Annotated in this window: 22 protein-coding genes and 1 pseudogene; 5 read left to right on the top strand and 18 right to left on the bottom strand. The window is 57.4% G+C overall.

Translation table 11 applies throughout. The annotated features are described in order from the left end of the window. Positions 1–2 precede the first annotated feature (2 nt). Positions 3–1,478, bottom strand: coding sequence for an ABC transporter substrate-binding protein (locus SLH49_RS14785; protein ID WP_320269931.1), 1,476 nt, complete (start codon positions 1,476–1,478; stop codon positions 3–5). An 87-nt stretch (positions 1,479–1,565) separates the two neighbouring features. After that, positions 1,566–1,901, bottom strand: coding sequence for a multidrug efflux SMR transporter (locus SLH49_RS14780; protein WP_320269930.1), 336 nt, complete (start codon positions 1,899–1,901; stop codon positions 1,566–1,568). Positions 1,902–1,995: 94 nt separating this feature from the next. On the opposite strand from SLH49_RS14780, the gene SLH49_RS14775 reads away from it, so the two are divergent. The 4 genes from SLH49_RS14775 to SLH49_RS14760 all read left to right on the top strand — a co-directional run bounded on the left by SLH49_RS14775 (position 1,996) and on the right by SLH49_RS14760 (position 6,199). Further along, entirely contained in the window at positions 1,996–2,754 is a 759-nt protein-coding gene (locus SLH49_RS14775) for a LytTR family DNA-binding domain-containing protein (protein WP_320269929.1), read from the top strand. 100 nt (positions 2,755–2,854) lie between these two features. Further along, positions 2,855–3,679: a 3-methyl-2-oxobutanoate hydroxymethyltransferase gene (panB, locus tag SLH49_RS14770; protein WP_320269928.1), complete on the top strand. Its 825-nt coding sequence runs from the start codon at positions 2,855–2,857 to the stop codon at positions 3,677–3,679. Next, positions 3,676–4,518 (top strand): pantoate--beta-alanine ligase, encoded by an 843-nt coding sequence (gene panC / locus SLH49_RS14765; RefSeq protein WP_320269927.1) that lies wholly within the window; start codon positions 3,676–3,678, stop codon positions 4,516–4,518. The genes panB and panC overlap by 4 nt, the downstream gene beginning before the upstream one ends. A gap of 100 nt (positions 4,519–4,618) precedes the next feature. Beyond that, complete coding sequence (locus tag SLH49_RS14760) at positions 4,619–6,199, top strand: FkbM family methyltransferase (RefSeq protein WP_320269926.1); 1,581 nt, start codon at positions 4,619–4,621, stop codon at positions 6,197–6,199. Positions 6,200–6,329: 130 nt separating this feature from the next. Here SLH49_RS14760 and SLH49_RS22385 read toward each other — a convergent pair. From SLH49_RS22385 to SLH49_RS14730, 7 genes and pseudogenes are all read right to left on the bottom strand, one after another. Further along, positions 6,330–6,524, bottom strand: a pseudogene (locus tag SLH49_RS22385) (Stf0 family sulfotransferase); the annotation flags it as partial. Positions 6,525–6,794: 270 nt separating this feature from the next. Beyond that, positions 6,795–7,991 carry a glycosyltransferase family 4 protein gene (locus SLH49_RS14755; RefSeq protein ID WP_320269925.1) on the bottom strand — a complete coding sequence of 399 codons (1,197 nt, stop codon included), beginning with the start codon at positions 7,989–7,991 and terminating at the stop codon, positions 6,795–6,797. Further along, on the bottom strand, positions 7,991–8,860 hold the full coding sequence (gene rfbA / locus SLH49_RS14750) for a glucose-1-phosphate thymidylyltransferase RfbA (protein ID WP_320269924.1): 870 nt from the start codon (positions 8,858–8,860) through the stop codon (positions 7,991–7,993). The genes SLH49_RS14755 and rfbA overlap by 1 nt, the downstream gene beginning before the upstream one ends. Then, positions 8,857–9,720, bottom strand: coding sequence for a dTDP-4-dehydrorhamnose reductase (rfbD, locus tag SLH49_RS14745; RefSeq protein ID WP_320269923.1), 864 nt, complete (start codon positions 9,718–9,720; stop codon positions 8,857–8,859). The genes rfbA and rfbD overlap by 4 nt, the downstream gene beginning before the upstream one ends. Further along, entirely contained in the window at positions 9,717–10,754 is a 1,038-nt protein-coding gene (gene rfbB, locus SLH49_RS14740) for a dTDP-glucose 4,6-dehydratase (RefSeq protein WP_320269922.1), read from the bottom strand. The genes rfbD and rfbB overlap by 4 nt, the downstream gene beginning before the upstream one ends. Continuing rightward, positions 10,751–11,320 (bottom strand): dTDP-4-dehydrorhamnose 3,5-epimerase, encoded by a 570-nt coding sequence (rfbC, locus tag SLH49_RS14735; protein ID WP_320269921.1) that lies wholly within the window; start codon positions 11,318–11,320, stop codon positions 10,751–10,753. Before rfbC ends, rfbB begins: the two co-directional genes overlap by 4 nt. Before the next feature lie 93 nt (positions 11,321–11,413). Continuing rightward, on the bottom strand, positions 11,414–12,250 hold the full coding sequence (locus SLH49_RS14730) for a 2OG-Fe(II) oxygenase (RefSeq protein WP_320269920.1): 837 nt from the start codon (positions 12,248–12,250) through the stop codon (positions 11,414–11,416). Between the two features lie 210 nt (positions 12,251–12,460). Between SLH49_RS14730 and SLH49_RS14725 the strand changes: the two genes are divergently transcribed. Further along, entirely contained in the window at positions 12,461–13,324 is an 864-nt protein-coding gene (locus SLH49_RS14725; protein WP_320269919.1) for a hypothetical protein, read from the top strand. A gap of 2 nt (positions 13,325–13,326) precedes the next feature. Here the strand turns inward: SLH49_RS14725 and SLH49_RS14720 are convergent, their stop codons facing one another. From SLH49_RS14720 to SLH49_RS14680, 9 genes are all read right to left on the bottom strand, one after another. Further along, complete coding sequence (locus SLH49_RS14720; protein ID WP_320269918.1) at positions 13,327–14,409, bottom strand: WavE lipopolysaccharide synthesis family protein; 1,083 nt, start codon at positions 14,407–14,409, stop codon at positions 13,327–13,329. Beyond that, positions 14,406–15,170, bottom strand: a complete 765-nt coding sequence (locus SLH49_RS14715; protein WP_320269917.1) for a glycosyltransferase family 2 protein — start codon at positions 15,168–15,170, stop codon at positions 14,406–14,408. Before SLH49_RS14715 ends, SLH49_RS14720 begins: the two co-directional genes overlap by 4 nt. Beyond that, a complete protein-coding gene (locus SLH49_RS14710) occupies positions 15,164–15,484 on the bottom strand; it encodes a cupin domain-containing protein (RefSeq protein ID WP_320269916.1) in 321 nt (106 codons plus the stop codon). The genes SLH49_RS14715 and SLH49_RS14710 overlap by 7 nt, the downstream gene beginning before the upstream one ends. Beyond that, positions 15,481–16,227 (bottom strand): glycosyltransferase family 2 protein, encoded by a 747-nt coding sequence (locus SLH49_RS14705; RefSeq protein ID WP_320239764.1) that lies wholly within the window; start codon positions 16,225–16,227, stop codon positions 15,481–15,483. Before SLH49_RS14705 ends, SLH49_RS14710 begins: the two co-directional genes overlap by 4 nt. Beyond that, entirely contained in the window at positions 16,224–16,856 is a 633-nt protein-coding gene (locus SLH49_RS14700; protein WP_320239765.1) for an HAD family phosphatase, read from the bottom strand. The genes SLH49_RS14705 and SLH49_RS14700 overlap by 4 nt, the downstream gene beginning before the upstream one ends. After that, positions 16,853–17,479 carry a hypothetical protein gene (locus SLH49_RS14695; protein ID WP_320269915.1) on the bottom strand — a complete coding sequence of 209 codons (627 nt, stop codon included), beginning with the start codon at positions 17,477–17,479 and terminating at the stop codon, positions 16,853–16,855. Before SLH49_RS14695 ends, SLH49_RS14700 begins: the two co-directional genes overlap by 4 nt. Before the next feature lie 121 nt (positions 17,480–17,600). Then, complete coding sequence (locus SLH49_RS14690) at positions 17,601–18,965, bottom strand: oligosaccharide flippase family protein (protein WP_320269914.1); 1,365 nt, start codon at positions 18,963–18,965, stop codon at positions 17,601–17,603. Further along, positions 18,962–19,942 (bottom strand): glycosyltransferase, encoded by a 981-nt coding sequence (locus SLH49_RS14685; protein ID WP_320269913.1) that lies wholly within the window; start codon positions 19,940–19,942, stop codon positions 18,962–18,964. Before SLH49_RS14685 ends, SLH49_RS14690 begins: the two co-directional genes overlap by 4 nt. 60 nt (positions 19,943–20,002) lie before the next feature. Further along, positions 20,003–20,209: a hypothetical protein gene (locus SLH49_RS14680; RefSeq protein WP_320269912.1), complete on the bottom strand. Its 207-nt coding sequence runs from the start codon at positions 20,207–20,209 to the stop codon at positions 20,003–20,005. Positions 20,210–20,233: the final 24 nt, after the last annotated feature.

Raw genomic sequence — 20,233 nt, 5'->3', positions numbered from 1 at the left:
CTCTATTCGGCCCAAGAGACCCCCGTCAGATCAACCGCCGCCGTGGGTTGGTTGACCCAGAGCCCCTGCAGCCCGGCCTTGGCGACCGTCGCCACCGCCAATTCGAACAGGAAGCCGTTGACATAATCCTCTGAGATGATCGTCTGCGCCTTGGCCAGAAGTTCGCTGCGACCCGCCGGATCAGTTGTTGCGTTCAGCTCCTCCATCAAGCCTTGGAATTCCGGGTTGTCGTACTGGAAGTAGTAGTCCGGGTTCGCATAGATGCCGATATCCATGGGCTCGGTATGGCTGACGATGGAAAGGCCGAAATCCTTGTTGGTAAAGACTTCTTCAATCCACTGCGCCCATTCGAGGTTCGTGATCTCAGTCTCGATCCCCACTTCGCGAAGCTGCGCCGCGATGATCTCACCACCGCGACGGGCGTAGGATGGCGGGGGCAGTTTCAGCGTTGTGGTGAAGCCATCGGCGAGCCCGGCCTCGGCGAGCAGTTCACGTGCCCGGTCCGGGTCATGGGGCGAATTGGCGAGCAAGTCGACATAATCGGGGTGATGCGGCGCGAAATGGGTGCCGATGGGTGTGCCAAGCCCAAACATGGCACCGTCGATGATCGCCTGTCGGTCGATGGCATGGGCGACGGCCTGCCGGACCAACACGTTATCAAAGGGCGGCATCATGTTGTTGGTGGACAGGATCGTCTCACCCTCAGTGTTGCCAACGAGGACCTGAAAGCGCGGATCGGCCTCGAACTGAGGCAAGTTTTCAGGGGCGGGGAAGCCGACAAAGGCGTCCACATCCTCGGCCATCACGGCCGCAAAAGCGGCGGTCGGATCGCTGATGAACCGGAACGTGGCACTTTCCAGCGCGGGGGCTGGACCCCAGTAATCATTGTTGCGCGTCAGCTCGATCCTGTCGCCCTGCACCCAGTCGGTGAAGGTAAACGGACCGGTGCCGATGGGGTTGGAGGCGATATCGGCAATGCTCTCTTCCGCGACGATCACCGCGTCGCCCCAGGCCATGTTGAAAAGGAAGTTGCCGTTGGGCTGATCCAGCGTGACCTGCACCACAAGCGGCTCAACTACGGTCACATCCGTAATCCCGGCAAAAAGCCCCTTTTGCGCGTTCGTGCTGTCCTCGGCCCGGGCGCGATCGAGGCTGAATTTCACATCTTCCGCATCCATCGTGGTGCCATCGTGAAACGTCACCCCGGCCGCGAGGTTGAATGTATAAACCGTCCCGTCCTCGGAAATCTCCCAGCTTTGGGCGAGACCTCGGCTGATTGACCCGTCTGCATCAAAGCGGGTCAACCCTTCAAACACATTGGCGTAAAGCACGCTATCAATCGCCTGCGCCGCGCCGCCCGTAGGGTCAAGGTTCGGCGGTTCGAGTTGGATCGCGACGGTGATGCTGTCTTGTGCAAGTGCGGTCGTGGCGTAAAGCGCGAATGCGGCGGCGAGGCTGGTACGTGCAGATTCCGTCATGATATCCCCCTAATAGCTGTCATCACTGTTGATGGAAGCGCAGGGCAAATCAAGTGTTTACGATTTCTTAACAGATGGCGTTGGCCGCTAGTGAACAGCAAAATCCGACAGTGCATTGATCACGACGATCCCCGCGATAATCAACGTCAGGCCGACAATCGCGGCAAGGTCGAGTTGCTGGCCAAAAACAATGACACCCGCAAGGCTGACCACAATGATCCCCAGACCAGAGGCGAGTGCGTAAGTGATCCCCAGCGGCATGTGTTCAAGCGCAAGGGTCAGGAAGTAGAATGACCCGCCCAGTCCAGCGACAACAAGCAGTGATGGCCAGAGCCTTGTGAACTGCTCACTGGCATTCAAAGCGGCGTAGCCAATAGCCTCTGCAATGACAGAGGCGATGAGGTAGAGGTAATGAACGGGCAAATCGGTCTCCTTGATCGCGGTTTGGTCGGTCTGTTAGCTTTCGGGAAAGACCATGAAAACGGGATTGACGTGAACGACATGGGAAAGGTCGCCAATGACCGTGTTGGCACATACAATTGCCGAGGCACGGGTTCTGGCACATGATCAGCGCTTTTGGTGGACGTTATTGTCGCTCGGTTGCGTTATCGGCCTGACCGGTCCGTTTGGTACGTTTGACGACCTGCCTCTGCTGCGCCGTATGGCTTATTGGCTGTTTGCTGTGATGACGACCTTCTGGCTTGGCTATCTGACTTCGTACGCTGTCACGAGTTTTGCCGAAATCCGCGGGATCGGCGGGGGTATGAGCCTTGTGATTGGCGCTTTTGCCGCTGGTGTTCTGGTGACCTTGTGGTTGTCTGCGTTCCACGGGATCGTTTTTGAAACGGCGTTTTGGTCTGAAACTGGCCGGTTGCTGCCTTATGTCATGGTGATCACCCTCCTCGCGGCCTTTGCGTCAGACTACGCGGCAACCCCACGCCATGTATCATCGCATCATGCACCACCGGCCAAGCCCGTTTGGCTTGCGCAATTGCCTGATCATCTTGGTACCAACCTGATCCTGCTGCAGGCAGAGGATCACTATGTGCGGGCTGAGACGGATCGCGGAGAAACGCTGTTGCGGACGACTTTGCAGGAGGCGTCAGAGGGTTTGGGGGATTATGGCATCCGCCTGCATCGGTCATGGTGGGTGGCGAAGGATGCGGTCGCGGCGTACCGGTATCGAAACGGGGCACCCGCAGTCGTGTTGCAGGATGGTCGGATTGTACCTGTTGGCCGCACATATCGGCGCGCCGTCAAAGAGGCGATGCGCTGACTGGTCACCTTGGCCTTGCGCCAACGCAACGTTTCATCTGTTCCTGCTAGCCTGTGGTTTTGTTGCCTGATATCTGCGCCCGAAAGCTGGAGGATGCGAAATGAGCGCCACTGCCAAGAAACGCGCACCGCTGCCCGATGATATCCGCGCAGCAAAGGGGGGCACGCCGCTGGTGAGCTTGACCGCTTATACGACGCCGATGGCGCAGATGATGGACGCACATTGCGACTTTGTGCTGGTGGGTGACTCTGTCGGGATGGTGTTGCATGGCCTGCCATCCACGCTTGGCGTGACGATGGAAATGATGGTCCTGCACGGGCAGGCGGTAGCGCGGGGGTTGTCCAGCGCCATGATGGTCATCGACATGCCGTTTGGGTCGTATGAGGAAAGCCGCGAGCAGGCGTTTCGCAATGCCGCGCGTCTGATGGCGGAGACGGGTGCCGGGGCGGTCAAGCTGGAAGGCGGGGTGGTTATGGCTGAGACCATCGCATTTCTTGTTGCGCGCGGCATTCCAGTGATGGCGCATATCGGGCTCACGCCGCAATCGATCAACACGCTGGGGGGCTACAAGGTGCAAGGGCGCGGGGATGCGCGGGATGCCGCCTTGGCCGATGCGGAGGCGGTCTCAGCCGCCGGTGCTTTTGCCATCGTGTTGGAGAAGATGCCGGAGAGTTTGGCTGACGAGATCACCGCGCGGGCGCCGATCCCCACGATTGGCATTGGGGCCAGCGCGAAATGCGACGGGCAGATATTGGTTGTTGATGACATGCTGGGATTGTTCACGGCTTTCAAGGCAAAGTTCGTCAAACGCTACGCGCATCTGGGCGACGATGGGGCGGCGGCCATTGCGGCCTACGCGGCAGAGGTGCGCGCGCGGACATTCCCGGCGGCAGAGCATGTCTTTGGCGATGAGGCGCCGAAGTGATAGCGCCCATCGAACAGACCCTGGCCGGGCTGCGGGCGCGGACGGCGCTTTGGCGCAGGGCCTACGAGACGATTGGCGTGGTCCCCACGATGGGCGCGCTGCATCAGGGGCATCTGTCGCTCGCGCGGGCGGCGAGGGCGCGTTGTGACCGGGTGATCGTGACGATCTTTGTGAACCCCAAACAGTTCAACAACCCCGACGATCTTGAGAACTATCCAAGGACCGAGGAAGACGACGCGCGCAAGCTGGAAAGCATCGGTGTGGACCTCATCTATGTCCCCGGTCCCGATCAGATTTATCCTGACGGGTTCGCGACGACGGTCACGGTGGCAGGGTTGACCGATATGCTATGCGGTGCGACCCGGCCCGGTCATTTCGACGGGGTGGCGACGGTTGTGCCGAAGCTGTTTCTGCAGACCTCGGCCGATTTCGCCTTCTTTGGCGAGAAGGATTATCAGCAATTGCAGGTGGTGCGCCGCCTTGCCGCTGATCTTGATATCCCCATCGAGGTCATCGGCTGCCCCACGATCCGCGAAGAGGACGGGCTGGCCATGTCGTCACGCAACCTGCTGCTGTCCGACCGATCACGGATCAAGGCGCCGGTGCTTGCCGAGGTCATGGAGGAAATGCGTGATGCGTTACTGAGTGGAGCAACCATGGGCGCTCTAACCCCTGACGCTAAGGCCCGCATACTGCATGCTGGCTTCAGCGACATCGACTATCTCGAACTACGTGGCGGAGAGGATTTGCAGCTCTTAAATCAGACCAAACCCGGCGCACGCATTTTTGCAGCCGCGTGGCTGGCTGGCGTGCGGCTAATCGACAACATCGCAGTTTGATGGCGCACGCCAGACAGTCACTACCGTTTACAAATTGACCGCAGGTATCGACGCAAGATAGGCGTAACAGTGATCTTCAGCGGTAGCATCCGACCGGTTCATGACAGATGTCGGTGTGCTTTGCGGAGACAACGTGAAAGAAAACACCAAAGCGCGCTATCTGCGCAAGTTAGAGCGGCAAGTGAACGAACGGCTGGCAGTCTACACAAATGTCCTGGGATGGGGTTACGAACTGCCGCCAGTCACGCCGTTCGAAAATGTGGACTACATTTGTTTCACGGATCAGAAAATCAAAACGCCGAATGGTTGGACATGCTTGTCGGTCACCTCGTTTCTGGAAGCTGATCCTTTCCGTAGTTCGCGTGAGCAGAAGATTCGCCCTCATCGTTGGTTAAGGCAGCACGATAAGTCACTCTACATTGATAGCACAGTATTGTTGAGGCGGGACCCGAACCAGATTTGGGAGAAGCTTGTTCCCGATAACGAGGTTGTCTTTGGTGGGATGTTTCATTCGTTTAGGGCAAGCGTCGCTGCCGAGTTCAGCGCCACCTTAAAGTACAATCTCGAACACCAGCATGTGCTTGATGAACATGAAGCATTCTATGAAGAACACTACTCCGAGGTGCTGCATGCGAGACCGGTTTGGGGTGGCATATTGGCGCGCCGTCATAACGACCCGCATTGTGTCGAGGCAATGGAGAGATGGTATGCGCATGTCTTGCGATATTCGAGGCGCGATCAACTGTCATTGCCCGCTGCCCTGACGGCGATCCCACCCAACAAAGTGAACATCATTTCCGAGAACATCAAAAGCTCGAAGTTTCATAAGTGGCCTCATGGCAGTCTTAAAAAGCCGCCATATCAGACGGTCGAAGATCCTGCTGAAAGGATTGCATTGTCGGCCACTACTCAGACAAAAACAGGAGAACCTGCCGTGACACAGGATCCTCAAGGCCAGAACATACCGCAGCCAACCCGCAAGTGCAGTTTTGGCTTTGATGAAGAAAAGCAGCTCTTCTTTGCCCAAGATCGCCGAACTGGAAAGAAGGTTTTCGTGTCTGACCGGGCGCGGCTGTCTTTGTACAGACGTGGCATCTTTCGTCGTCGCAAACAGCTTGTGAGCGACTATCGTTTGCCGCGAGGTCTCATCACCAAAGATGATGTTGTCCTTGATGTAGGCGCCAATATTGGTGAGATTGGCATGTGGTGTAATGACAATGGTGGAGGCTATTACGCCTTCGAACCTGATCCAAGCGCCTATGCCGCATTGCGCGAGAACGTCATCGGTCAATGCTACGATGTTGCGCTAAGCGACTCTAGTGGGACAGCAGAATTCTTTCTCAACACAGAATCTGCAGACTCAAGCCTGTTCAAACCCGATAAGCATAGTGGTGTCATTAGTGTCGATAAGGTTCGGCTTGACGACTTTGAGCCGATCTCCGGCCTTACCAAAATCAAGCTTCTGAAAGTTGAAGCAGAGGGGATGGAGCCGGAGGTTCTGAGCGGTGCGGAAAACACCCTGAAAAAAGTCGAATACATCGCAATTGATGCGGGTGCAGAAAGGGGTGGAGAAAACACCGTTCCGGAGGTCTTGAATTTTCTCACTGACCGTAGATTTAAGATCCTCGCTTGTTTTCTAACGCGCGGTACATTTTTGCTCCGCTCAAAGTCTTTTGAGTAATGCCTTCTGTCGAGTAAAGAGCAAGAGCGATCTGATGGCGAACGCCGAATTGCATGCTTGCGTCATCAAGGTCCACATTCGGATGTGGCATTGGGTGCGTTTTCAACACGGCTAACGCGATGGTCGCGCCTCAGACATGAAGCGCGCGCCAGTCTTCGTTTAGTCTTTCCGCGAGCCGGAAGGTCCGCACTGGTGTCATCCTTGCGACCGAGGCATCCAATCCAAGCGCTCTAAGTATGCTCGCCAAAGCGCTTTGCGGGTCCCTTGATAGTGCCTCGTAAGCAATTGAAAGGGGTGTGATGGGCTGCTCTGCAGACCATCTTTGCCGGGTGTAATTCTGCTCAAGGTGCTTTCGCGTGAGTTATGGAGCCATATGCGACATTAGTCGGTGGCAATGTGCTCAGTGTTTCAGACATCGCCAAAATGCTCCGACATGCCCGTAGCAGCATGGGGTGCCAAACTCACGACGCCAATGCGCTCAAATGTCTGCTAGGCACTATGGTCAGATCGCTTACTGTGCTGTGTTCAGAGAACTCTGACAACCGCAAATCGCCAGAGCATCATCCGAAGGCATCGGCTTTTGGTCTATGAAAGATCAGCTGTTTTGGCGCGGAAAGAACTTGCGTAGTTTTGCGGCGTTGCGGGATTGGTCATGTGCCTGGCCCACGCGCGCGGCGCCAGTTGCTCCCAGTGCAGCCAGAGTAGCCTCATCTGCTGACAACGCATTTTTGATTGCACCACGCAACGCGGACACATCTCCTGGCGGGACGATCCAACCGACCTTGTCGTCCACAAGTTCGGGGATGCCGGTGATTTGCGTGGTGACCACGGCCCGGCCCATGGCGAGGCTTTCCATCAGCACGATTGGCAGACCTTCGGCAAAGCTGGGCAGTGCGAAGATACGCGCGCCTTTTATGGCCGCACGAACCTCGTCCCCGGTGCCCCAACCGGGGAGCGAGACGTGATCCTGCAACCCCAGTTCGGCGATACGCGCCTCAATCCCCGCGCGATCCTCGCCATCGCCGATAAAAACCAGCTCCAGTTCAGGATGATCGGCGACCAACGGTGCGACCGCCTCAACCAGTAGCACCTGCGCCTTGGCAGGGCACAGACGCCCGACGCAGACGACGCGTTTGTTTTCGGGCGGCGGGGTTACGCTGAACTCATCGAGATCAATGCCGCAGCGGACCACTTGGACCTTGTCGGCACCGGCACCGCCGGTCGCCTGCAGAATGACGCCACGCGCATAATCGGTGATGGCGGCGACAAAGGCCGCGTGTTCGACCTTCACCGGCAAGCCATTCGCCGCCGGATCGTCAAATTCGTCAGGTCCATGGGCGGTGAAACTGTAACTCGGCCCGCCCATGCGCCGGGCCAGCAGGGCGACAGCGGCTGAGTTGGTCGAGAAATGTGCGTGGACGTGGTGGATACCGGCGGCGCGGGCGGCTTGTTTGAAGAACACGGCCTCGATTAGATAAGCGGCGTTCTTCAATCCCGTACTGCCGGGCCGGGTAGCAAGATGAACCATCGTGCCAAAGGCCCGCGCGAAGCCCAGCGGGTTGGTCACCGCCTCTTTCAGCGCGCGCCCGATCAGCGCCGCCGCACCTTGTTGCAGGATATAGGTCGTCTTGCCGATCTCATCGCGGTCGCGGGGGTCGACAAGGTCCTCACCCCAGTTGCGGATCGCAAAGCGCTTAACCGGCATGCCCGCCGCCTCATGCGCATGGATCTCGCGCCGCACGAAGGTGGTCGACGTGATCGGATAGGTGTTCATCAGGTAGGCGAGCGCCACTAAAGCAAACCTCGCAGATACGCGCCGTATTCGGTCTTCGCATAACGGTCGGCAAGCGCCTCTAGCGCGGTATCGTCGATCCAGCCTGCATTATAGGCAATCTCTTCCGGGCAACCGGTCTGCAGACCCTGCCGGCTTTGCAGCGTCCGCACAAAGTTGCTCGCATCCAGCAGGCTGCCATGGGTGCCCGTGTCGAGCCAGGCATAGCCGCGACCCATTGTTTCGACGTTCAGCATGCCGTCGGCAAGGTAGCTTTCCAGAAGTGTCACGATCTCCAACTCGCCCCGTGCGCTGGGTTTGATATCGCGCGCGCGTGCCGGGGCGGTGCCGTCGAGAAAGTAAAGCCCGGTGACGGCATAGTTCGAGGGCGGCACATCGGGCTTTTCGATAATCTGCGTGACCCGCCCACCATCGTCCATACCGACAACACCATAGCGTTCCGGGTCGGCAACCCGGTAGCCGAAGACCGTGCCGCCCGAGGCTTGGTTATCTGCGCTCTCCAGCAGTTCCGGCAGGCCGTGGCCGAAAAAGATGTTGTCGCCCAGCACCATGGCAGATGGACCACCGGCAAGAAACTCTTCCGCAATCAGATAGGCCTGCGCCAGACCGTCGGGACTGGGTTGCAAGAGCCATGTGATTTCAACCCCCCATTGGGACCCGTCGCCCAGCAAGTGCTGGAATTGCGCCTGATCCTGCGGGGTAGTGATAATCGCGATCTCACGGATATCCGTGAGCATCAGGACCGATAGCGGATAATAGATCATCGGCTTGTCGTAGATCGGCATCAGCTGCTTAGAGAGGCCCTGCGTAATCGGCCACAGGCGCGATCCGGTGCCGCCGGCAAGTATCACACCCTTGCGCATGCTCATGATGTGCTCCTCCGCGCCAGTATTTCGGTCAGGGCCGCCTGCCAATCCGGGCGTTTGATCCCGTAATCCGCCGCAAGCGAGGTACAATCGAGCCGCGAATTCGCCGGGCGCTTGGCCGGGGTCGGGTAGTCGGCGGTTGCGATATCCTTCACCGTCACATCCCGCCCCGCTGTGGCGAAGATCACGCGCGCGAAGTCGGCCCATGTCGTATCGGGGGTGCCGCTGAAATGGTAGATGCCGGTTTTGCCAAGTCCGGCCGCGAGGTCTTTCGCGATACGCAAACAGGCATCCGCAATCGCGGCGGCGGGGGTCGGTCCGCCATTCTGGTCGGCCACGATCGTCAAAGTATCGCGCGTCTCAGAGAGACGCAGCATTGTCGTGACGAAGTTCTTGCCCGTGCCGTCAAAGACCCATGCGGTGCGCAGGATGACGGATGTACCGCCTGCATCGGTAACCTGCTCCTCTCCAGCCAGCTTGGTCCGTCCATAAGCGCCCAGCGGATGGGTCGGGTCTGTGGGAAGCCAAGGGGCGCCTTCGCTGCCGTCAAAGACATAATCGGTTGAGATATGGACGAAGGGGATGTCCTTGGCCGCGCAGGCGCGAGCCATGGCTCCGGGCGCTTCAGCATTAATCACAAAGGCCGCATCTTCCTCTTCCTCTGCCGCATCGACAGCAGTCCAGGCGGCGGCGTTGATGACGGCGTCCACGTCACTTGCGGCGATGCGGTCGGCGCAGGCCTGCGGGTCGGCGAGGTCCGCTTCTTCGCGGCCCAGCGCGGTGATGGTGACGCCATGGGCCGGACCAGAAGCCATCAAAGCCCGCGCGACCTGGCCGGTTTTGCCGAAAACCAGAACCTTCATGCGGTGCCCAAGCGCTGGCCAACGCCATCCCGGTCCAGTAACGGTCGCCACCAGCTTTCGTTGGCCAGGTACCAATCCACCGTTTTTGCAAGGCCCTCATCCAGCGTCAGCGATGGCCGCCAGCCCAGCTCGTCCCGCATCCGGCTGGGGTCAATCGCATAGCGCAGATCATGGCCAGGGCGGTCGGTGACATAGGTGATCAGGTCGGCATGCGGCGTGTTGACTGGGCGGCGCGCGTCCAGGAGCGCGCAGATCTTGGTGACGAGATCGATATTCCGTGCCTCGTTCTCGCCACCGATATTGTAGCTGCGCCCCACCTGACCTTTCGCGAGCACCGTCAGCAGCGCATCTGCATGGTCCTCGACATAAAGCCAATCGCGCACATTCTCGCCTTTGCCGTAAACCGGGATGGGTTTGCCATGCAGCGCGTTCAGGATCACCACGGGGATCAGCTTTTCGGGGAAGTGGTACGGCCCGTAATTGTTCGAACAATTGGTCAGCACAACGGGCAAGCCATAGGTCTCACCCCATGCGCGCACTAGATGATCGCTTGCCGCTTTCGAGGCGGAATAGGGGCTGCGCGGGTCGTAAGGCGTCTCTTCGGTAAACTGACCCACAGCGCCCAGTGATCCATAAACCTCATCGGTCGAGATATGGTGGAACCGGAACGCATCCGGTTTGCCTTGCGCCTGCCAATAGGCGCGCGCGGCCTCAAGCAGCGTGTAGGTGCCGGTCACATTCGTCTCGATAAACGCGCCGGGGCCATCGATTGACCGGTCCACATGGGACTCAGCGGCCAGATGCATCACCGCGTCCGGTTGGTGGGCTGCGAAAATCCGATCAAGAGCCGCGCGATCACAGATATCGGCCTGCTCAAACGCGTAGTTTGGGTCATCGGCAACGCTCGCCACATTGGCAAGACAGGACGCATAGGTCAGCTTGTCGAGGTTCACGACCGCATGACCTTGCCCCACCGCCTGCCGCACCACCGCAGACCCGATAAAGCCAGCGCCACCTGTCACAAGGATCTTCATGAGGCAGGCTCGTACCGGAATGGCGATTGCAGATCACTGAAGGCGGGTGCCGCCGCGTCCTTGTCCGACAGAACCGCCGCATCATTGGCTATACCCCAGTCGATCCCAAGATCAGGATCATCAAACCGCACCGCACCTTCGGTTGCGGGCGCATAAGTGGCCGAGCACTTGTAGGCCACGACGCAATCTGGCGCCCGCGTGACAAAGCCATGCAGGAACCCCGCGGGTATCAGCAATTGATTGCCCTTCTCATCCGATAGCTCAATACCAACCCATTGCCCGAAGGTTGGTGAGCCGACGCGGATATCGACCGCGACATCAAATATCACCCCTTGCAAGGCGCGGATCAGCTTGGCCTGCGCGGCGGGGGGCGCCTGAAAATGCAGCCCGCGCACAGTTCCCTTGTCGGCGCTGTAGGACTGATTATCCTGCACAAAGGTCGTGTTGATACCGAACGCCGTAAGCGTCTCTGCATTATAGGTCTCGCTGAAATGACCGCGGCTGTCGGAAAAACGGCGCGGCGTGATCTCAACGACCCCCGGCAGATCGGTTTCCTTTATCATCACGGCAAAATCCCGACGTTGGAACTGTGGTCAATCATGACTCTCGCTAAGGGCTTTTGAAAGGAACAATCCACACGCGCCCGCACGATCGGGCCATTACCGCCGACGCAACCGCCCGAGCAAATTCCGCGTCTTACGATAGACAATGGGCGGCACAAACTCACGCACGACACGCAACGTGGCTTCGTGACTACGTGCATCGTTTGAACCAGGGCGCTGTTTGAACACGGTCGATTGGGCCACACGCCCTTCCTCCCATGTCGCAGTGTAGTAATAAAGCGCGATGGACAGACGCGGTTCGCCGTCAGGGTGGTTTACCGGTTCGGGGTTGCCATGCATCGTATTGGCCCCGGTCGAAAAACAGCACATCCGGTTCATGATCGGTACGAAAGAGTCGACCTTCTCGCTCATGTCATCTGTCCAGATTTCAAACGAGCCGCCATATTCCTCTTTCCAATCAGGATTGAGGTAGATCAGCACGTTCAACCGACGTTCAAGATTCATGATCTGATGGTGGTCGAAGTCCGCGTGAATATCCAGATAACCCGTTGTATTCGTGCGGTGAATCCCACCGCCACCATAGTAAGGATCAGGGATTAGGCCCTTTATGCCCGACATCTGCTCGAGAAACTGGATAAAAGGGCGCGAGTTCAGCGCATGAAACACCGCCTTGGAGTATTTCGGCATCCTGTCAGGGTTAAACGAGGTCTTGAGGTTTTCGTTCGCGCTCATATTCTCGGCGGGCTTGTCGCCCATCTGCAAGGCCTCTTCACGGACACGCGTGATCACCTCTTCCGGCAGGAAGTTGTCGACAGAGGTATAGTGATAGGGTGTCTTGGATTGGTAGTCGGCAGCCAAGGATGCGCCAAGTTCCTTGGCACGCTTCGACTCAATGCTTAATGTGTCAGGATCAAATGGAAAAAATTCTTTCATATCATTCACTTAAATAATGTACTCGTCGGTTGTTAGGATATTTTAGATGGGTGACAGGGTCAAGTTGAGGGCAGCCTATTCCGGCTAATTGTTGCACATCTAGGCAATAAAATTGACGACTGCCAAATCAGTAACATCTTGCCGTCTTAGGCTAGCTATGAAGACTTGTTTGGCGCCAGACTCAGGATATTTGAAAGGAGTTGGATAAAGATGCAGTTGAACAATTTGATTAAGATATTTGCGATGACGTGGCTAGCTGCGTCAGTGAACCTGGCCACATTTGTGACTGCGCAAGAGCGACCGCTAACCCTCCGTGTTGTCCAATCCGGCCATAGCCTGACGGATGTCATCCTGGAGCCACTGCGCCTGATCGTAGCGTCTGAAGGGGTAAGGGGCGCAATCATCGACAAATCCACCATACCGGGCAGTGGTATGGATTTCCGGTGGGATCATTCGAACGATTCCATTCAGACAGACGCACGCTACAACATCGACCGCTACGAGATGCTAGTGTTGACCGAGCGTGTTTCTTTGTCCGGGACGATGCGCTGGCACAACTCAACGGGCGAAGCGCTGAACTGGTTCACGCATGCCTGGCAAAATGGCAATGGGGGCGAGGGCGCTGAAACGGTTCTTTATGCCACTTGGGTCAACACCAACAGCGGCCCTGAGTTTGAGAACCCGTACAATGACCCTGACGGACATATCCCATTCCGCGAACGGCTGCCGCGTGAGATGGCGGGCTGGGAAGAAATTCAGAATCATGTGAACGTCAACCGTCCAGCTGGGGCGCCGCCGATGAAAATGATCCCCGGCCCGCTGTTGATGGCCGCGATCTATGACGATATCGCAGCAGGACGTGCACCGGGGCTCACACATATCAATGACTTGTTTCTGGACACAATCCACCTCAATGAGGTCGGCGGCTACTTTATCGCGCTGGCCCACTATGCGGTGATCTATGATCGCGACCCACGCGGCCTGCAGAACGTTGGCAGCGTGACGCCTGAACAGGCGGTCTACATGCAGGATCTAGTATGGCGCGTACTGTCAGAGCAGACGACGCCGAGTTGACCTCAATCCGCGATGTCAATGGCGCTCATGAACAACTGGTCAAGGGCGCCTTCGTAGCGGGCCGCGGCTTCCGGCGCGAGCGTACCTGAATACAGCAATATCCAATGGGCAAAGGTGATCTCGTGCCGCGTCCAGACCTTGTCATAGGCATGCATGAGCTCAAGTCGGCTCCAAGTTTGTGTCTTTTGCCAGAAAAAGTCGGTCGTCTGGTAGTCCACAAAGCAGAAACTGTCGCGATAGGCGGCCCAGGTGTCCTGCACGCTCCAATCAAGTTCTCTACCGATCCGGCTTAGATACTGCGACGCTATGTAGCTTTCTGGGGCAGCAAACCTGCATTCTTCGCCAATGGGGATCTGTGTATAGATTTCATTAGCTGTCTTGGGAAAATGCGCGGGCGGGGCATCTGCACGCAAAGGCGGCGTCCAATATTTCAGCATGTCATCGGCATGTCCGAAAACGGTCTGATCGGTCACATGATAGGGTGCGTATTTCAGCGATCCGTAGCCGATCCCGAAGATACGGTGCTTTTGATCGAACCCACCCATGACTGGGAAGGACTTCGCCATCGCCGCCAGTTCCGCCATGATATTGGGGTTGTAAAGCCGCTGATCGACACGGGTTTTCATCACCCATGTGGCGCCGTCTTCCACGGCCTTTTTGATGCCCGCACCTGCGCTGACAAGCTGCATGTTGATGTTGAAAAGTCCCGCAACGTCCGGCTTCTCGCACGGCACAACTTCGACGCCCAGATCGCGCATCGGGGCCAGATGCTCTTCGGGCGTATCGGCCCAGGTCGACAGGATCAGCTGCACATCCGGCATGTGGCGGCGATAGATCGCCATGGTCTCATATGCGAAATTGTCGGGCACAGGCAGCGGCCCCTGCATGACAATGGCCATCCTCTCCACATCCAGCGGACGATCCCGCTGCGTGCCGAGTTGAGCGGCGAATTTCGGGCGTTGGCGGTAGGTTGAATAGGTGTCAGAGCGCTTGTTCAGCCACCGGACAGAGCCATCGAGCAAGCGTTGCGCGACCTTGTTGCCGATCCGCGTCACCAGATCCTTTTTCGGCGCGTCTTTCGTCATGAAACAAGGCTTGGCAAGTTTGCGACGGCCTTTTGCGCAACAACACTACCCTCAAACGCCTTGAGGTCGGCGGGCACACCGATCCCATGCATCCCCGCGCCCACCTTCCCAATGGAATGACAGCGGATGTCAGCTCCTTCATCGGCCAGCGTGCTGTAGACCGGGGCCACGTAGAATTCGCCATTCACCCGCGCATCTGCAGCAATCATCGCATCAGCCCCGCGCACGAAATCCGCACCACGCGCAAAGTTGTAGATGCCGACCGTTGCTTCATCCGACACAACCACCTTTTCGACCACTTCAACGACCCGACCGGCCTCATCCCGGCGGACAAACGACCATTTGTCGTCATCGGCCCACATGGTCATGATCAGCCCGTCCGCGCCCTCCATATCAGCCAGATATGCGTCAATCGACGCATCGATATACTGGTCACAATTGGCGATCATCAGCGGGTCGTCGTTGTCAATCGCCTCGCGCGCTAACAGCACAGTGCAGGCCGCGCCCTCGGTCACTTCATCCACATAAATGATGGAGCAGCCGGGCGCCCAATCCTGCAGCTTGGCAGCCAGATCATAGGTCTCATCGTGTTCGCGCAGGATCAGGAAATGAAACTGGTGCGGGGTCGTGGGGCGCAGATTTTCGATGACCACTTGGATCATCGGATAGCCCTGAACCGGGATCAGCGGCTTGGGCAAGGTATAGCCTTCTTTCGCAAAGCGGCTGCCGCGCCCGGCCATAGGCACCACGATATTCAGCATAGATACTTGTCCCCCGCCACACTCGGTAGTTTCACGACGACCGTGGTCACATCCGTCACCGCCTCAAAGTCAGTCGCCTCGCCCGGTTCGATCAGGATGATGTCTCCCGGACCATAGGGCACGTCATTCATCCGCGCCTCGCCGCTGATAATCAACGTCACCTCGGGCGCGACCTTATGATAATGCTTGGGCTCTTTCGTGCCCGCCTCATAGGACTTCACGCCCACTTCGGCATTTTCGGTCTGGAGAACAGCGGGGTCAAAATTACCCACAAACCAGCCCTTGGTCATGTCATCGAGCCGAAAGGTCTTCATGATGCGGCCCCGCGTTTCTCGGCCAGCAGCTTTTGATCGTATTCCTCGACCGCCTGCGGCGTGGCGAGCGATGTGTAGTCTTCGCGCTCGATCTGATGAATACCGATCTTTTTCTGGTTCAGGATCAATTCGTTAAAGGTCGGGCAAACAAAATAGCCACCATTCACGCTGGCCTTCTTCATGATCATCGCCTTGGCGGCGGCCACGAAGTCCGACCCTTTGCGGAAGTAATAGACACCCGCCGTCGCATTGCGACTGATCGGGCGCTTTTCAGCGGCCTCAATCACAATCCCATCGTCATCCGTTTTCACGAATGACCAGCGGGGGTGCACGCTATCGAAAACGACCGTACCGGCATCAAGATCACGCGCGCGGAAATCCTCAATCACCGCATTCAGATCGAAATGTAAAAGCTGATCGCCATTGGCGATGACCAGTTCGTCATCATTGTCGATCTGCTCGACAGCCAGCATCACAGTGCAGGCCGCACCAGCCGTTTCACCGTCAATCGGGATAATATCACATTCGGGGTCGAGCAGGCGCAGCACATCGCGCAGATAGAACCGCATGTCATCTTCCTTGCGGATGACAAAGGTGAAATTGGCCTGCGGCGTCATGCGCAGGCAATCGAATGCATGCTCGATCAGCGGGCGGCCATCGATTTCGACCACTGGTTTGGGGAAGGGAAAGCCGTATTGCTGGAACCGCTCATCCTTGCCAGCCATGGGGATAACGATATTCATGATTGGCCCTCCACCCGTGCGATCGCATCAAGGATGCGGTCCAACTGAACGTCGTAAATGCTTTGCACGACCAAAAGGTGACAGCCCGCGCCCTCTGCCGCCTTGATGCCGTTCACGTTGTCCTCAACCACCAGTGTCTTTTCCGGCGGCACACCGACCATCCTTGTGGCTGTCAGATACATGTCCGGGTCGGGCTTCGGCTTTTTCACGTCCTCGTTCGACAGCATCACATCGAAATAGGATTTCAGTGCGCTTTTCTCCATCATCAACTCGATGGAGTTGCGCACCGAATTCGACGCGAGCCCAAGCTTGTAGCCCCGCGCCTTGAGGCTGGAAAGCGCGTATTCATGCACAAAAACCGGGTGGCAATCGGTATGCACCTGATCGGTCGTGTATTGCTGTTTGAGATCATTCAGAAACCCGTGCAGTCCACGAGGCAGGCCGCGTTCGGCACTCAGCATCTCCAGCTTTTTGCGTGTCGGCAGACCATCAAAGGTCGACAGGTGATCTGCGCGCGAGATCGTGTAACCAAAGAGCTCCAGCGCCCGGTTCAGCGCGTGATAATGCCAGTCCTTGGCATCGATCAGCACGCCATCCATATCAAAAATAACGGCTTCAATTTTCGTCATCCGAAAAACTCACTCGCTGTTTCGGGGATATCTGTACAAAGAATAACGTCATCACTTTGGCAGAGGTCAGAGGATTTCATCATCGTCCAAAGTGCCTGGTGATCGCGTCCATGCAGTTCAGATGACACGACAGCCACCTTCTTGCCCGCCGCGAGATGCGCGCCAATCACATCCATATCCCACCATTCGCTGTGGAACGCATCAAGCCAGACGCCAGCAGCCTCATCATAAAACGCAGGCACCTCTTCCACGTCAGAATGGCGCGTGAACACAGCGATATCCGTTTTCAGCCAGCCTATGGCATCGGGCACCGCCATGTCGAAAACAAAACACCCTGTCAGCCCGTGATGCGCCACCTGAGCGGTCACCATCGGCTGCAAACCGTCCGCTTTGATGTTGAGCGCCATGGGAAGGTCAGGGTTATGGGCGGCCACCTGCGCAAACATGTCATCTGCGGCCATCGCTCCCGCCAGGGGCGGATCATGTGCCACGACCAAACGGCCATCAAGGTCGCGTAAATCCGTCTCTGTCCCGTAGCCTAGCGAAAACGACCGGTCGAAAGCCGTGGCCGTGTTCTTTTCATCCGCCGTTTTCCAATATCCGCGGTGTGAAATGATGATCATGGATGATCCAAAAATATCAATAACAAATACACCAGTGGTCTAGTCGCGTTAACCTTCTGTATCAAGCCTTTATCCTTGCCACAAAGCGCCGCGGCCCGGATGATTGTTTCGCCAACGGTGCCTAGAGTGACGCATAGACAACACCAGCGATGATCAGGGTCAGCACCAGCCACAGGATGTCAAAACTGATCTGCTTCATACCCAGATAAGGCCGCACCAGCCAGAGCGAATAGGGCACCGTCACCAGCGGGACGAGCGCGATGATGACGAGTGCAGCGTTAAAGCCAACATACTGAAACGTCAGTGGCAGCGCGATGCAGATCCACGTGGCACGCACACCAGAAATCACCATCATCGCCCGGCTATTGCCGTGGTTCATGATCAGACCATTCACCGTATCGAACCTGACGGCCAGGAAACGCAGCGAAAGAACGGTCAGATACAGCCCGGCAACTTGGTAGGTTTCGGTGTATAGCGTATCAATCAAAAGCTGCCCACCAAAGAACAACACCAGAAACGCGCTGAGGCAAATGACGTCGATCCCGGTCTGCAGTTTGCGATAAAGGCGCGGCGCGTCGTGAGGTCGGGTGCGCAGAACCTCACTGATCACAGGGAAACCCACACCATCACCCAGCCGCACGACCAGCATAACCCCAGCCTCGATCCAGAACATCGCAATTACAAAAATGCCGAACGTGGCAGCGTCTAGAAACACACCAAGGATCAGCTTTTCCGCATTGACGGCGAAGAAGGTGAAAACGGACGATCCCAGCAGCCACTTGCCAAAGTGCCAGAGCCGGTCGGCAACCTCTTTGTCCCAGACAAACGCCATGCGCGGGCCGGGATAAAAGGTATGCGTGAATGTGACCTTCAGAATAGCACCGACGAGCATCCCACACATCAGGGCCCAGACAGTTGGGCTTATCGAGGCGAAGATCACCATGAACACAATCGTTAGGGCGTGGTTGAGGTTGTCAAAAATCGCCGGATACTGCATTTGCAGACGCCGCTGGCTGAGTTCGTTTCTGGTTGAGTCGAATCCCAGAATGAGCGGCACAAATGCCGCCATCGCCATCAGATACGGAAGGTTGGGATCCGCGTAGACCGTACCTTCCGGTGCATAAATCGGGGCCAGGAACCAGACTAGCACGGCCAATACGAAAACAGCGGTCGAAATCATCGCACCACGGCCAATCTTTACAACCCATGCAACGCGTAGAAAATGTGGCTGGTCACCATCCTTCTCGCGCATCACCGACCGGTTGATGCCGATGTCGGTAAACAGGTTGAAGCCCGCCAGCAGCACACCAATTAGGGCCATCAGACCGAAGGCTTCAGGGACAAGCAGGCGCGTCATGATCAGGTTGCTGCAGAGCCGCAGGATGTTGCCGCCCATCACCTGAATGATGCCCCAGCTGCCCGCCTTCGCTACGCGACGGGACAGTGATGGCCCTTCGCTGCCTTGGGTGGATGATGCGTTTGTCATTTATACTCGATCAATTGTGCCTGATAGCCGCGCCATCGGCGCCAGTAATAGGTAAGAATGCCCTGACTTTCCGCGAATTTGCCCAAGGTCAGCAGAACGGCCTGCTCCCAGGCGAAGCGGCTGTTGCCGTCCCGCAATGCCAGGCGGACGACTTGCAGCGGATAGACGAGCAAGAGTAAGAGGGCCGCGGGCCCGGTGAGAAAGGTCAGGCAGAGCACTAAGAGCGGAATCGCGACACCCCAAAGCAATGCGCGGCGCGTTGCGGCCACACCGTGCTTTTCGGGACCACGGCCATGCATAGCCTGCCCCTCCGCCGCCGCATGCCCAGCGCGGCTGGCACGTTTCCAGAACTGGCCAAAGCGGCTCATATCCGCGTCATGCAGCGTCATCTCTGCATCCAGGCGCCAGATCTTCCAACCCAGCCTGCGCATCCTCAAACACATCTCTGGCTCTTCCCCGGCGATTAGGCCCGGGTTGTAGCCATCCACTGCCTGCAACGCATCCCATCGCATCAGGGCATCACCACCACAGGCGCTCGCCTCACCAATCGGCGTGCCCCATTCAGCGTCACACATGCGGTTGTAGACGGTCTTCTCAGGAAACCGCTCGCGCCGTCGCCCGCAGACCACGACCACACCCGGATTTTCTTGCAGAAACGCCGATGCGACATCCAGCCAAGCGGGGTCAAGCACGCAATCACCATCGATGAATTGTACAAAATCTGGCGGCGAGCCCTCCGCCAGAGCGGCAATACCAGCATTGCGTGCTCGCGCCGCGGTAAATGGGCTGTCCATATTGAGCGCGACGACATCAACACCGCGATCCTTTGCCGCTGCCACCGATCCATCATTTGAACCGCTATCCACGTAAACGATACGCTCTACCCGACCCTTCAAGGAATCCAAACAAGCGATCAGACGCTGCCCCTCATTCCGTCCAATGGCCACGGCATGGATGGTTGGCAAAGACTGTGTCATGCAAGCGCCGCCGGACGTTTTTCACCGGTCAACGACATGCGACGCGGGAACATCGCGCAGTCAAATTGGCTCAAATCCAGTTTCAACAATCTCAGCAACCAAAAACAAAATCTGCTGTTCACTAAGCGTGGTTTGACGCCATTGTACAGCCTGCAGACTGGCAGAGCCTGAATAGGCGTCGCAGTGATGCATCACGATAACGTTCGCTTCCGCTTGCTTTTCACACAAGTATGATAAGAAGCGATCTAACCGTCCATGAACAGACATCGCGGTCCGCCTACACCTGACCAT

Source organism: Cognatiyoonia sp. IB215446 (assembly GCF_033963825.1).
Classification (GTDB): domain Bacteria; phylum Pseudomonadota; class Alphaproteobacteria; order Rhodobacterales; family Rhodobacteraceae; genus Yoonia.
This window is presented reverse-complemented; position numbering and strand designations above follow the sequence as displayed.